We start from the raw sequence: 15,549 nt of genomic DNA, 5'->3' as shown, positions 1-15,549 counted from the left end.
TCTGGTTAACTTTCTTCAAAGAGCTGTTTACAAATTTTCATTATATCAGTTCTGTTAGCATGTTGATTTCCATACCTGTCAGATATTGCTTCTTTAGAAGAAAGGTTTTTATAACTAACACCTACTGCTAACGGCTTTTTTCCAGTGAAATTGGTAATTGCGTAGCTATAAACAATATCTTCTCCACCACCCGTTCTTGGATTTAAGGATAGCCCGGTTTTATATAGTGTTGAAAAAAAATGCGGGATAAACTCACGTTTGGTACAAACAAGCCTGTTTAAATGAATTTCGCATTCAATTTTTTCCCCAATGCCTGGCTTAATGCCCTTTCCATAAGTGTTATCCTTATGTGGTATTTTCCCTTCTGAAGTTATTGTTCTTTCCGGATTTTTTATACTTTCATTCACAATTATTCTTAAACTTTCTTCTTCAAAAAAGATATCATCGTCTTGAAGGAGAACTATGTCATTTGAGGCTAATAGCCCTGCAGCATATCTTGAAGCAAGCCCCAGGTCATTACTTTCAATAATTTTAACATCCTCATCAAAAGCTCCAATATCCAATTTCTCAGGCCCATTATGCCAAATAATTATTTCATCCAGAAGTGCATAATCCATATAGGCAGCTAAAATTTTTTTAACATTCTTTGGCCTTTTAAAAGATGACAAAATCAGGGTGCAGCCATCACTGTTACTGTATAGGTTACCTTCTTCAGCGGAAATTGCTTGATAGTATTTCTTTTTAATCCAATTCATCATTTTCTAGCTAGTTGTTTCTTATTAAAAAATAGCACTTTGGATAAAAGAACTAAAAATTTTAACGAAGTGAAATATTGCCATGACCATTAACTTTATCTTCAGAATTATCGAAATAATAATTTCCCCTAACCCCATATGGTGCCCTATATCATATGGGTATGGATTATATCTACCCATAAAATTGGTAAATAAATAATTATAGTTATCGCGGGTTCGCTGGTATTCAAAGCTAAGTATATTTTGCTTCCAAAAATAGCTGATATCTAATAAAACCGTCGCTGCTGCCGAGGCCTATTGCTCCTGATTCTGTTATCGCAAAATATGTTAACCGAAAAGGCGAGGGTATTCATCATGTTGCCTTTGAAGTAGATGATATCTATTCCGAATTAGATCGTTTGCGAAAAGAAGGGTTCACCATCCTTAATGAACAACCCAAAGACGGCGCAGATAATAAATTAGTGGCCTTTGTTCACCCTAAAGACAATCATGGGGTTTTGGTAGAGCTGTGCCAAGCCAAGGGGTAAGCAAGCTATATCTCTCTTTGACAATATCACTCTTCTTTATTAACATGCCCTAAGCTAAACAAAAGGGTACACTTAGGTTTTATCATATTAAAATAATTTCGGGGTAATAGCTTACCTGTACAATATGTTCCGCATAGCTATGCTGTGAGCTTGGGTAGAAATTTAGCTACAATTAACGGGGACAATAAAATAAATACGTAGGGTTATGCATTTAATATTTCGTTTATATAAAAGTAGGGTATATAATTTTTCACGTAAAGTATTCGGTTTCACTTTCTTTCTTCTGTTGATATCAAACCAGCAATTGATAGGTCAAAATGTTGAAACTGAACCGGTCATTAATATTACATCCGGACAGCCACCGGAATTTAATGAGCAGTTGGAGCAAACTATTCAAACACTACTGGTCTCGATAAACAAATTCACCAACGACCAAGTTGATGAGTTTCAAAACAGTGAAGGACAAGCTGCTTTAAAAGCTTTGGTTGAAGAAAATCAATTCATCTCTAACCTTCAGGAGATTAATACCTATGTAATTACTACCCAGAATAATACCTATGAAGTTCCCAGAATCTACCTTAAGCCAATTGATGGGAATGAGTTTTCTTATGAGGAATTAAAGTTCACTTTTTCTGAAGAAGGTGAGCTAATTGATGCTATAATTATTGATAAGCATCAAAATATAGATCGTATTGTCAGGCGATCCTCTTTGGCTGATGAGGAAGAATCAGCCATAGTTAAATCTGCAGTTGAGTCCTATATAAAAGCTTTCGAAGACAAAGATGTTGAAGCCGTAAGAAATTTATTTACAGTAGAATCAGCCATAATTGCCGGATCCATTAGAGAAAGTGATGGCTTGGTAGATTATGATCGGTATACCTATGAGGAGTATATGACACGCTTAGAAGAGCGTGTTTTAACTTCCTACAATACCGTGGGGATCAAGTATGAAGATGAAAAAATTCTACGCCACCCGGATTACCCGAACTCTTTTGGCTATAACGCCAAGCAGTATTACCAAACTCCTTCTTATGCTGATACAGGCTACATCTTTATGATATGGGATTTTGAATCGGGATCACCAAAACTTGTGAACCGAACCTGGCAAAATCCGAAAACAGATGCCAATCCTTTTGGTGAAATTGCTGCTCCAAAAACAACCCGGCTTGAGGCTCGGCTCACCGAAGTTCGCACAAGGGTTGATAACAGCAATTTGAGCTTAACCAAATCTATGCCTGAGAACCAAGGCTTGCTTCAAATTGAGTTAGAAACCAACAAACTTGATCTTGCCAATACCGACAAAATAAGGCAGTGGATTCATGAGGAGAAGTTATCACTTTCAAATCTCGAACTCCTTACTGATTTCATTGAAATCATTGACGACAAAAACATCCGCATTCCCTTTAAAGTTGAACCATACGATGGATTGCCTGAGGTTTCAACCGAACTTAAATTTTTGGGGACTCCTGTAATTGACAGTTTTCGAAGTGACCAAGCTCTTGTCTTAAAGCGCTTAAATGTTATGACAGTGGAAATCAATTTTACTGAAGTTAGTGCCGAAGTTGCCCCCAAACCACGCAGGCTTGAAGCTCAGCTTACTGATGTTAGAACTCGGGTTGATAACAGTAATCTCAGCCTCACTAAGTCTATGCCAAAGGATCAGGGGCTGCTACAGATTGAATTGGAAACAAATGACATCAGCCTGATCAATTCTGAAATCGCCAATGAATGGATCGCTAATCAAACCTTTACCTTCACAAATCTTGAATTGCTTGCCAATTTCATCGAGATAATTGACAGTACCAATATTCGCATCCCCTTTAAAACAGATTGGGAGCAAGGAATGCAGAGAATTACAACAGACCTGAGCATTCGGGGTACTTCTGTTATTGATGATTTTTCAAGTACCCAGCCTCTTTACTTACAAAGACTGAATGTTATGACTGTTCGGATTATGTCTCGTCAGGAGCAGGAAGAAGTTGAAGAAGTTGAACGGGCTATAGAAGCTGGTGAAATAGAACCCCCAGCACCAGATACTACGGAACTCGCTTTTGCTGAAGAATTTGCCTTCGAAGGAAAAGTACGGTTTAAAACCAACGTCAATAATTTCAACATAAAGATTACTGATGAAGGCGGCAATGTGTTGGTTGATGAATTTCAACGAAGACGCCGTTTTGACTATCAACTTCTCGAAGGTCCGTACGAAATAGAATTTACCGGTGACAAAATTGAAACCAGAGTTATTGAGATCTCAATTTTGAGAACGGCTATCCTACTTCATCAAATCAACCTGTTTTAGTTTTGATTAGCATGAAAGTCGTTTGAGATAATGAACTTTAATCTCAAATCAGTTAACTATCACAATAGGGAAGTCTTGCCCTCTTGAATAACTATTTGGGTATTGAGCCTGACCCTTGTGCTTTTGCGTAAGAACCGGAACCTGGTCGTTAATAAAAGCGTCCAATTCCTTAACGGTGATCTTACCGTCTTTAAGACCTCCATCGGCACCTCCCTGCATTCCTTGCAAGAGTGCATAGGTAAAAACTCCATGCCCCAAGGCTTGAAATTCCGTTGCATATTGTTCGGTTCCCGTTGAGGCCATTACCACTAAACCTGCGCTTCTGGCTAATTGCAGAATCGCTTTTTGTTCGGTTGCCCCACGCATACTGAAGGTCTCCACGGCTCCACCACTTTGGCACGCGTCCAGTACAATCATTTGTTTTCGTGCCTTTATTTGTTTGGAAAGTCCGGTGATCTGATCAGCTGAGATCCCATTTTTTTCAAGCCCTTCATTATCACCATATAGTCTTACTACATCATGCAAAGCCATATAGAAATCTTCTTCTTTGCCTTCCATCGGTTCGCTCATAACCCCATGACCGGCATAAAAGAATAGAAAAGCATCTTCAGGTTTAGCCTTTTTAATAATTTCCTGAAAAGCTTTCTCCACGTTCTTTTTGTTAGCTTTTCCATCATAAAGCGTAGTTACGTTTATAGATTTAAAAATGGATGATCCTTTCTGCTGAACGGTTTCTACAAAAGACTCCGCATCCGGTTTTCCATAATTTAAATTCATGGACGCATTCTTATACTCATTAACACCTATGGCTAGGACATATAAATCTGAAGTAGCTACCGCCCCCGAATAGTCCAGCTCCAATTCTACCGGGTTAGATTCGATTCTTTCGGAGTTAAAGGCTGTGAGTCTGAAACTGTTTGTCCCCGGAAGCAAAGCAACATTGAATTCTTTTTCAGTGATGTTATCTCCGCCGGCTATTTTAAACCCACGGGTATCAGAATTCACTAATTTCCCATTATGGTAGAGCCGTACCTCATCTATCCCTCCACCCTGGTCAGTGACTTTGGCTTTTATCGTTACCTGTTCTCGTGAAAGCTTTGTTCCGGCTTCCGGTGAAACAAATTCCACCAATGGCGGTTGTTCAAACTCTCTATACGTTTCAAAACCGGCTGCCTCAGTAATCAAGTCATCCGTCTCATTTCTTAGTATCACTTCTTTTATTAAATCCGGACGATAATACGTTTCAAAAAACCGATCTATTGGGTAAAAGCTGGCCGCATCGTTCAGCCCGTTATTCATATACCAACCGATCAACTCTTCAGCTCCCGGTGATGCATCATAGTAGCCTCCGGGGGTCCATGTAATCCATCTTTTATTGTCAGGATGTACAAATAGCGACAGCAATGGCTCACCGTCTTCCATTCTATACCACCGAATGGTTCCATCTCCATGTGCCGCAACTACCATCTTTCCATTTCCTGCAATCTTGATCGCAAAAGCAGGGCTTTGAATGGAAGTATTCCATTTTTTATTACCTGAGTTGTCAACACTGTATATATTCCAATCTGCGCCCAGAACTACTGCATTTTCATTGAGTACATCCACACTATAAGTTCGCTCATACTGCTCAAAAATTTGCAAGAGTTGACCGTTTACAGATACCATCTCAGAGGTTTCCCAATTTTCAATTTTTACCCCTGTAGCTGAAGCACTATAACTTGGGCTGCCAGACTCATCTGGAATAAGACTTTTATTTAACACAGAAAATGTCAGAGGTTCCCCGCGAAATGGAGTAAAACCAACTTCATCTCCCGTTTCATTTAATTTGAAGTGGGAATTATCTGGAGCTCTATAACTATTAATTTCTCCTTTATGATAAATACCCAGCTCATCATCCGCATTGACTGTACCAAATTCAGGTGCACTTCCCGCAAAAACAACTCCGCCTTTCGGGTGTGCTTTTACATCCATAATCGTATTGGAGCCAACGGGAATATCTACGTAACTGCCCTGTCCTCCGTTACTCCACTTACGCATCACCTGCTTCCACTTTCCATCATAAACACTCTGATAAACTCCTCCTGCATACAGTGATTGCCCATCCTTTGAGAAAGCCAGATTAAATAAGCGATCAGTCTGTGTATTTGCCTTTGTGATGTCGGGTTCATAGAGAGGCGCTAACGTTTTTCCGTTCAGTACCTGAATCACAGGTGATTGATTATAGCCAACAGCCAGTTTCTGTCCATCCGGTGAAAATGAAAGTGAAAAAGGAAGTTGCCCTCCCGTAGGCATTTCCTCTGCTTCCAATTCAAATGAAGAATTATAAATCCGTACATATCCATCATAAGAAACCGTTGCCAATCGGTTTTCTTGATCGAATTCAACATTGTAAGAACTGTCATTGTGGTCTAATAAAGAAGATACTAACTGATAATTATTGGCATCATATACAAATACCCCATTGGGTCCGGCAAGAGATGCTGCAAGGTATTTCCCGTCCTGTGAGAATTCTACGTCCAGTACCAAATTAGTGAGACCACCAATACGCTCAACCATTTCAGCACTCTCAACATCATAAATATATATGGATGTTTCCCCATACCAGCTCCAGCCTGTGTTCCCGGCGATGGCTACTTTACTGCCATCCGGAGAAATTGCACTCGCATAAATCATCCCTTCTTGGCCATCACCAATTGGGATTCGAAAGGTTTTTAAAAAATGACCTGAGGCTGCATCCCAAAGTTTAGCAGTTTTGTCACTCGCGCCGGTTAGCATATAGCGCCCTTCAGCATCGGTATCTATGCTAACGATACTGGACATATGCATCTCGGTGTTTAGCCTTAATATTGGCTTTTGTTGAGACTGTGCCATTAATGACTGAGCTACTAACATACCCCCAATTAGCAGTACTGACTTTCTTAGTGTGTTCAAAAAATTCATAAGTTTATACTTAATTTACCAGCTTAGGCATGGTTGTAATTGTCAACACTTCTTCAGCCTGCTGAGCTTCTTGTTTCTTTATTTTAAATCCCCGTGTGTTGCTTAAAAACTCTTCTAAATCTTCCGCCAGATAAGGAATCCCATCTACCATTTTTGTTTGCAACCTCTCAAAAGGTTCTGTTTGTGCTATAACCTGCATCATTTCTACCCCAAAAGGGGCAACGCATTCAAACTGATAGGGCAAGGTGTAGCTTTTGTTAACTGCTCTTTCATTAATAAAGTGGCTATCAGTAAGCAAAACTCTGGTCCCATCATTTAAATGATATAGGATTCTGATATAGCTTGGAATGTTTACCTGTAGCGATACTTCCATCAGCTCTCCCTCTTCATAAACTAATTGATCACTGCCTTTTGTAGTCCACACTTCGAGCTTAAGTCCCCTGGAATCTCCCTTATTTTCTTTGAGTGCTTCTAAATCTTTAACCGCGTTTTCATAATTATCCGGAATTAACTGAAGGCCACTTTCTTCAACTATTGATTGACTGATAGAGGCGTTCGAAGAAGCAATTACAGTTCCCGTTTTGATTTCACGGACATCAAGCAACACATCTACATTATTGCCTGCATTCCAAAAAGTCCCTGTTAGAATGTGTGTAGGATCTTGTTTAAGCTGAGCGTTCGCTTCAACAATATTCCAGCTTGTTTTAGCCCCTAATTCCTGTAATAAATTCTGCCTCAGAAAATTGGCGAATACGCTGCTGATCCCAGAATCTTCAAATGTAATAGACCCCATATTCAAGCTGTGGTTTTTTTCCGATTCGCTACCGAAATTATTTACCATCACCCAAACAGCATCATCCAAAGAGTTTACTTTCCGATTTGTAAGTTCATTAATCTGTCGATCCACATATTCCATATCGGCGCGGATGTTATCCGGAGACCAAGACCTTTCTTTTCCTTCCGTGACTGAACTTTCTAATGACCGCGTTATCATCCATGCTTTAATCAGTTCAGCATACAATGGCTTCGCTTCTATAAATTGCGATAACGCAAGTTCTTTATTCCCGTTTTCAAGGCTGGCCTTCCCATTTTCTACACTACTTGTAAACTGGCTTAGCAGTTCTTTTCTGTTCGATACGTACTGCCCAAACAGATTCTCTCTGCTTACACTTGTTAGTACATACACCCTATTTCCATCAACATAGTTCTCTCTGCTTAAACCATATATACTGAGATTAGATGAGCTCTCAGTCGCAAACATAGTCTGGCTGCTATAATTGCCGTTCGTTTCTTCTTCAAAGATTTGAGATAGTGAGCTAACATCAACGGTAATCTTTTGAATTAAATCAGATCTTGAATTAGCTTCAGCTATTGCCAGCACCTCTTCTGCTGTTGCCTCCTCAGAAACGGTTGACATTCCAAAACCGGTAATATGTGATTCCCCTGAATAAGGTGTATTGGTCCCATATGTTGAAACCCACTCTGGTGTTTGTGAAAACACATTTATTAGTGGAAAAGTAATTAGAATCCCTAAAATAGGGAGTACTCTGAGTTTACCCCGATATTTTTTCATAAAGCTTAATTTGTACCCAAAAATTTCCCTGCAAATACCCTAACAAATATAAAATAGCCAGACAGTTTGAAAACTGCCAAAGCATTTTATAATTAAATATCAGTTTTTGATAAACTAAGCAACATTAAATGAAGGAAATGTTTTATCGATGACCGCACTAATAATACAATATGCCATTTTAGAAATGTATTCATAAAAAAAAGGCAGCCTGTTAAAAGGCTGCCTTTTCTAATAACTAATAAGTGTTAAGACGATTACTTCAGATCAAAACGATCTAAGTTCATCACCTTATTCCAAGCTTTAATGAAATCCTTAACGAACTTCTCTTCAGAATCTTCACTTCCATAGACTTCAGCAAGTGCTCGTAATTCTGAATTTGAACCAAAGATCAGGTCTGCACGAGTTCCTGTCCATTTTAGTTCGTTGGAATTACGGTCGCGCCCTTCAAAGAGGTCTTGTTCATCTGAAGTTGCTTTCCAGGTAGTGCCGAGATCTAACACATTCTTAAAGAAATCGTTAGTCAAGCTTCCGGGATTGTCTGTAAATACTCCATGATTTGAATCATCATAGTTGGTATCCAGCACGCGCATACCGCCTAATAGCACCGTCATTTCGGGTGCAGAAAGCGTTAGCAACTGCGATCGATCTACCAGCATTTCTTCGGCAGTAGTGCTGTGTTTTGGCTTGAAGTAGTTGCGGAATCCATCTGCAGGTGGTTCTAACCATGCAAATGACTCAACATCTGTTTCTTCTTCTTTAGCATCTGCTCTTCCGGGCGTGAATGGAACATCCACATCGTGACCAGCATTTTTGGCAGCTTGCTCAATTCCCACAACTCCGCCAAGTACAATTAGGTCAGCTACAGAAACTTGCTTGTCGCCTGATTGTGCTTCATCAAATTCAGACTTAATACCCTCAAAAACATCAAGCACTTTAGAGAGTTGATCCGGCTTGTTTACTTCCCATTCATTTTGAGGAGCAAAACGAATCCGTGCACCATTAGCCCCGCCTCTTTTGTCTGATCCTCTGAATGTGGACGCTGAAGCCCATGCTGTAGATGTTAATTCAGAAACCGAAAGTCCGGAGTCTTTAATTTTTCCTTTCAGCTCTGCAATGTCATCATCATTGATGATTTCATGAGTTACTTCAGGAATTGGATCCTGCCATAGCAGCTCTTCTTCAGGAACTTCAGGCCCTAACAAGAGTGACTTCGGCCCCATATCACGGTGCGTCAGCTTATACCAGGCACGCGCAAAGGCATCTGCAAATTCATCTGGATTTTCCAGGAATCGGCGTGAAATTTTTTCGTAATCAGGATCTTCTCTAAGAGCGAGATCGGTTGTCAGCATAAATGGCTGATGTTTTTTCTCCGGATCATGAGCATCAGGTACCGTTCCTGCGCCGGCGCCATCTTTTGGCTTCCATTGCCATGCACCAGCTGGACTTTTCTCAAGTTCCCACTCATAATTGAATAGATTCTCTAAATAGAGCATACTCCATTCTGTTGGCTTCTGTGTCCAGGTTCCTTCAAGGCCACTGGTAATTGTATCAGCTCCTTTTCCGGTACCATGGTTACTCTTCCAACCCAGACCCATTTGTTCCATAGGCGCTGCTTCTGGTTCTGATTCTAGGTTAGATTCAGGTGCAGCACCATGAACTTTACCAAAGGTGTGACCACCGGCAATGAGAGCTACAGTTTCTTCATCATTCATTGCCATTCGGGCAAAAGTCTGACGAATAAAATAAGCTGATTTTTTAGGATCAGGCTCGCCATTAGGTCCTTCCGGATTTACATAAATAAGACCCATATGATCGGCACCGAGAGGCTCTTCAAGTTCACCGTCATCATTGTGACGCTGATTTCCTAACCATTCACCTTCAGAACCCCAATAAATATCTTCTTCCGGCTCCCAGACGTCAGCACGTCCACCTGCAAAACCAAAGGTCTCGAAACCCATAGATTCAAGAGCAACGTTTCCGGCCAAAATCATAAGATCAGCCCAAGAAAGTTTGTTGCCGTATTTCTGCTTAATTGGCCAAAGTAATAGGCGAGCTTTATCCAAGTTCACATTATCAGGCCAGCTGTTTAAGGGAGCAAAACGCTGCGTTCCGGCTCCACCGCCACCGCGGCCGTCAACCACACGATAGGTACCGGCACTGTGCCATGCCATACGAATCATGAATGGACCGTAATGACCAAAGTCGGCAGGCCACCAGTCTTGTGAGTCGGTCATCAGATCAGTGAGATCTCCTTTAACAGCGGCTAAATCGAGCTTTTTAAATTCTTCAGCATAATCAAAATCCTCATCCATCGGATTTGTCAACGAGGAGTGCTGACGCAGGATATTCAAATTCAATTTATTGGGCCACCATTCTCTGTTCTTGGTCCCACTTCCTGCACTATTTACCTTTTCTCCATTATGAAATGGACACTTACCGATATCACCAGTTCCGTGATCATCGTTTGCTTTATACGTATTCGCTTTATTCCCTGAGCTTCCGTTTTTCTTATCTGCCATACTTTTATCTATTCCTTAGTGGTTGCTTTATTTCCCAAGTAAAGTACCAAATCCTACTATTCATATTAATAGATAATGATTATGATCGTATTAAACTGTTACCCTAAAACATGAACTGAGAGAGCCTGTTTTTTGAGGACTTTTTAAAAATTAGGTTTCAGACCTTCATATTTGTACTCTATTAGTGTACGATACCGTTCGGCTAGCCTCAGGGGACCTTCTTGCGAAATGAAGTTTTTGATCTGCGCCTGCTGACTCCACTGCAGAACTTACACTTCATTTTAACTGTAATATTCCAGGCATGAACTTATACAGATCCCTTCTCTTACTCATTCTATTTCTTGTTTTACCTTATTCTAACGGATTGGCTCAGTCAGTACCTGCTGCCACAGCAAATCTTTCCGCTGCCATTCAAAATGGTCAAAGTAACGAAGTCATATCGACTGACACCTCTTTCACTACTCCAGAAGCTGAGGTGCCTGAAAATTTACTTTCATATACCGTAATTACTCCATCTGAAGCAGCGCCAACACCTCCTTCAAGACAGCCACAAGATGTTATATCTATCTATAGTGATGCCTATACCGACATTAACTTAGATTCATTATCTGCAGAATTTGATGATTCAACATTAGAAGAGGTATTAATAGCGGGAAATAATACTCTGGAGATAGATTTTACCAACTTTCTGGGAATCGATTTTTCCAGTAACAAGCAAGACGCCTCCGAGATGACTAATTTCCATATGGATTTTTGGTTTACACGTCCGGATAAAGACGGATTAGTTTTTAACTCTAAGCTGGTTGACTTCGGTGAGGGAGATAGTGAGTCATCCGTATTAGAATTGAATATCAATGACGGAACAGATCCTCCTTTAGGACCAGGTGGAGTTTGGGTATCTTTAGATGTACCTCTCGATAGCTGGGTTAACCGACCTGATCTAAGAAGTAATCTTGCTCAATTAATAATTACATCCAATTTAGGTACCGTTTTTGTTGACAATATATATCTCTGGAAAACTGCAGCAATCACCCCATCTGACGCTGCATTAGAAGATTTACAAGTGGATGGTAAAACCATTCCTCGATTTAGCACTGAAGTAAAAAATTACACCTATGGCGTAGATGAGGGAACTATTACTGCTCCCCAAATAACGTTGGCAACTCCAACAAATGAGAATGCTACGGTCACAATTACTCAAGCTACAGGAATTCCCGGAGACGCAACTGTTGAGGTAGTCTCCGAAGATGAAACTGAAACAAATACTTATACCGTTACTTTTGCAGTAGCCACTCCATTGGAGCCGGCCACAACTCCGCCTTCCAGAAATGTTGATGATGTTATTTCTATATATAGTGATGCTTATTCAAATATTGGTGTAAATGCCTATTCCGCTGTGTTTGACGATTCATCAATTGAAGATGTTGTGATTGAAGGAGATTCAGTCTTAAAAATTGATTTCACCAACTTTCTGGGGATTGACTTTTCAGGTAACAAACAAGATGCATCTCAAATGACCCACTTTCACCTTGATTTCTGGACTTCAAGCATTGATTTGGATGGGAGAGTATTTAACTCAAAATTCTCTCAGTGGGGAGGTAGTGATGGCGAGGTTTCTGCCTTCGAATTACCAATAAACTCAGGTACAAATCCGGCTATTGAATCTCAAACCTGGGTATCTATTGACGTCCCTTTTTCGAGTTGGACAAATTCTCCTCAAACCAGAGACGACCTTGCACAGTTTATTCTAACATCCAATATGGACGTTGTTTTCATAGACAACCTCTACCTGTACAGAGAAGTACCTACAAGTGTAGATAATGATGATGGGTTACCCAATGAATTCAGATTGAACCAAAACTATCCAAACCCATTTAACCCCACTACACAGATAAGTTATAGCTTGCCTCAAGCTGAGCTAGTCGAGTTATCAGTTTATAATATGATGGGGCAAAGAGTAGCTACCTTGGTGAATGGCAAGCAATCAGCCGGTTTGCATATAACAAGCTTTGATGCTTCCCTCCTTTCAAGTGGAGTCTATATTTACCGCATTCAAGCTGGCGAGTTTGTGAGTACTAAGAAGTTGATGTTGATTAAATAGAATCGACTACAGCGCTGCTTCGTCACGCCAGTGGCGAAGTGGTGTATTATTACTAAAATTCTTTGTGGAAAACTTTTACCAGGGTACTACTACTTTCTTACTTTTAGATTAGTTTTCGGATTTTTGGCCATTTAACCACTGAAAACCTTTCCTTCTAAATATTAAATAGAGATAAGTCACCTTAAATCGGTGATTTAAAAGATAGTTTTCTTTAAATTTTTTAGCTCCTATAGTCATAAATACATACTACATTATGCAACTTATGCTAGGCAATTTACTCAGAGTGTAGCGCAATATTTAAGAATGTTTGAATAGACGCACTAGTCTAAAATTCATGACACATAATCCCCAATAAATCTCAGACTATTATCACCACCAATAATAATATTGACTATCGTCCAGATATTGATGGACTTCGTGCCATAGCAGTTCTATCTGTCATAATATTTCACATTAATGATACTCTTCTACCAGGAGGCTTCGTAGGAGTTGATATTTTCTTTGTCATCTCGGGTTACCTGATATCTCTACAAATCATACGAAATTTCGAGAATAATACATTCTCGTTATTAGATTTTTACAGAAGGCGGGTAAAACGAATAATGCCCTTATTGCTCTTCATAATTTTTGTAGGGTTGGTCTTCTCACAACTTTTTCTTCTACCAATAGATGCAAAAAATACAGCAATTTCAGCATTTTGGGCAATCATTTCTTTCGCTAATGTTTATTTTTGGTTTAGCGAAGATACGAGCTATTTCGCAACACCTAGTGAAGAACAGCCATTCCTGCATTTATGGTCACTCGGAGTGGAGGAACAATTTTATATATTATGGCCCTTATTACTCATCTTGATACTCAAAAAGGATAAAGGGCGTCTTTTTTTACCTATAGTTTGCAGTATCGCTTCTCTATCTTTCTTATTTGGTGAATTTGCGTATGAGATAGACCGATCTTTTACATACTACATGCTTCCTTCTAGAATTGGGGAATTACTTATTGGTGCAGTAACTGCCTACATAGTTTTTCAATATAAAATGATACGTGCGTTTTTGGGTCGTTATGTCAACACCGCTCTTTCAACAATTTGTTTTGCAATTATCTGCTCTAGTTTCTTTTTCATATCCAAAGATCAGACGTTTCCAGGGTTAATAGCAATTCCACCTACATTCAGTACGGGGTTACTAATCTTCTTAGGCCACCAAAGATCAAATACTGTCAAGCAATTACTATCATTACCAATTTTTGTATGGATTGGTAAGCTTTCATATTCGGCTTATTTATGGCACTGGTTAATATTGGCCTTTTATAGGTATTTCTATTCTTCAATTACTTTAATTGATGCCCTTATAGTTTTAATGTCTACATTCATACTGTCATATTTTTCATACACTTATATTGAGGTTCCTTTCAGGCGTTCTGAAAATGGATTTCACAAAGTCGTTACTAACCAATACTTAATCCCATCCACATTAATATCAACGATCGTCTTGTTTTCAATAATGACTAATGGATATGGGCTTCGAAACGATAGAGATCTATTTTTATCGGAAGTAGTAGATGAAAGTATGGAGATGAAACATCCTGCTAGCTTTGAATACGTTTGTATGCCTAATCCAATTGGTAATATGGATCTCATAGATCCTAGATGTGTATTAGGTAATAATGGTAACGAAGTGTCAAAAGTCATGCTCTGGGGTGATTCTAATTCCACCCATTATATTGGTATGATTGGTTCATTTGCTCAAGTAGCAAAATTTACTTTCAGAAATATTGCTATTGGCAGCTGTCCACCTACTCTTTCTGATCTACCTTATCTAGTTCAACCAAATTGCATAAGATCTAAGCCAATACTAAATAGACATATAACTGACTATGATGTGCTGATAATGTCAGCAAGTTGGTCAACATATCAGCAAATATCCACTAATTTTATAGTAGATCTTAAAGCCACACTGAATAGTCTAGTTCAAAGAAAAAAGAAAGTGATATTACTAGGTAAAGCCCCTTATTTGGAAAGTTATGATCGTAATTGCTACAAAAAAGCAATAAGACTGCCATGGTTAAATTGTGAAAATCAACCATATACAATATCCGATAACGTAATAAAGATTAATGAGACCTTGAAACAATTTGCTGATTCTTCCATACACATTGAGTACTATGATTTTAATAAATATATTTGTCCAACTGGTACTTGCAATGCATACGATGAGCAGGGACTACCGGTATATAGAGATAGATCTCATCTCGCTATTGAAGCTTCATGGAGAATAGGTGAAAAAATAATACAGACTGAAGGCGTACCTTTCCCATTTTCTAAAATCGATGACTGGTTGAATGAGTCAGAACACCAATAGCTATGAATCTGGTAGTATTAAAATTATTTCCATAAAATCAGAATAATTGCCATTGAATCCAGATATTAATTTGTAGACAGTGCCCGGAAAAGGCAAAATTAAGATTGATGCCTGCCACAAATCGGCTTATCTTATTATTCTATTAAATCGGGGCGTGGCTCAGCTAGGTAGAGCGCTCGGCTGGGGGTCGAGAGCAGCTAAGCCAATAATCAGCTCCCAGCTCTTCTAAACCCCTGTTTTCTCATCTTTTCAATTTCCCGGATAGCAATACGATAGTAGTTACTATGGTTTAGGGTTTCAGTTTTGTGTAGAAAGGTAAAAAAATATTTTTATTGTGCCCATTGATAATAGTACTTAACAGTGTTAACTTCAAAGCTTCGGCATATGCCTTTCTATTAAGAAAGCATTACACAGGACGATCCATGATTATCTGTAAGTGATCCACCTGATTTATATCCAAATAATTCGACAATAGTGT

Annotated in this window: 8 protein-coding genes; 4 read left to right on the top strand and 4 right to left on the bottom strand. The window is 39.3% G+C overall.

All coding sequences use genetic code 11. The features are described from left to right. Positions 1–5: 5 nt before the first annotated feature. Positions 6–758 carry a hypothetical protein gene (locus CL667_04045; protein MAL16863.1) on the bottom strand — a complete coding sequence of 251 codons (753 nt, stop codon included), beginning with the start codon at positions 756–758 and terminating at the stop codon, positions 6–8. 266 nt (positions 759–1,024) lie between these two features. Here CL667_04045 and CL667_04040 point away from each other — a divergent pair, with 266 nt between their 5' ends. Both CL667_04040 and CL667_04035 read left to right on the top strand, forming a co-directional pair. Continuing rightward, complete coding sequence (locus CL667_04040) at positions 1,025–1,282, top strand: hypothetical protein (GenBank protein ID MAL16862.1); 258 nt, start codon at positions 1,025–1,027, stop codon at positions 1,280–1,282. A gap of 205 nt (positions 1,283–1,487) precedes the next feature. Further along, positions 1,488–3,581: a hypothetical protein gene (locus tag CL667_04035; protein MAL16861.1), complete on the top strand. Its 2,094-nt coding sequence runs from the start codon at positions 1,488–1,490 to the stop codon at positions 3,579–3,581. Between the two features lie 48 nt (positions 3,582–3,629). Here CL667_04035 and CL667_04030 read toward each other — a convergent pair whose 3' ends face one another. From CL667_04030 to katG, 3 genes are all read right to left on the bottom strand, one after another. Beyond that, positions 3,630–6,521, bottom strand: coding sequence for a hypothetical protein (locus tag CL667_04030; GenBank protein ID MAL16860.1), 2,892 nt, complete (start codon positions 6,519–6,521; stop codon positions 3,630–3,632). Positions 6,522–6,531: 10 nt separating this feature from the next. Then, positions 6,532–8,094 carry a hypothetical protein gene (locus CL667_04025; GenBank protein MAL16859.1) on the bottom strand — a complete coding sequence of 521 codons (1,563 nt, stop codon included), beginning with the start codon at positions 8,092–8,094 and terminating at the stop codon, positions 6,532–6,534. 254 nt (positions 8,095–8,348) lie between these two features. Next, positions 8,349–10,613: a catalase/peroxidase HPI gene (katG, locus tag CL667_04020; GenBank protein MAL16858.1), complete on the bottom strand. Its 2,265-nt coding sequence runs from the start codon at positions 10,611–10,613 to the stop codon at positions 8,349–8,351. Between the two features lie 301 nt (positions 10,614–10,914). Between katG and CL667_04015 the strand changes: the two genes are divergently transcribed. Together CL667_04015 and CL667_04010 are read left to right on the top strand one after the other, a co-directional pair. Next, positions 10,915–12,714 carry a hypothetical protein gene (locus CL667_04015; protein MAL16857.1) on the top strand — a complete coding sequence of 600 codons (1,800 nt, stop codon included), beginning with the start codon at positions 10,915–10,917 and terminating at the stop codon, positions 12,712–12,714. 341 nt (positions 12,715–13,055) lie between these two features. Next, positions 13,056–15,071, top strand: coding sequence for a hypothetical protein (locus CL667_04010; protein MAL16856.1), 2,016 nt, complete (start codon positions 13,056–13,058; stop codon positions 15,069–15,071). Positions 15,072–15,549: the final 478 nt, after the last annotated feature.

Source organism: Balneola sp., assembly GCA_002694685.1.
Classification (GTDB): Bacteria; Bacteroidota; Rhodothermia; order Balneolales; family Balneolaceae; genus Gracilimonas.
This window is presented reverse-complemented; position numbering and strand designations above follow the sequence as displayed.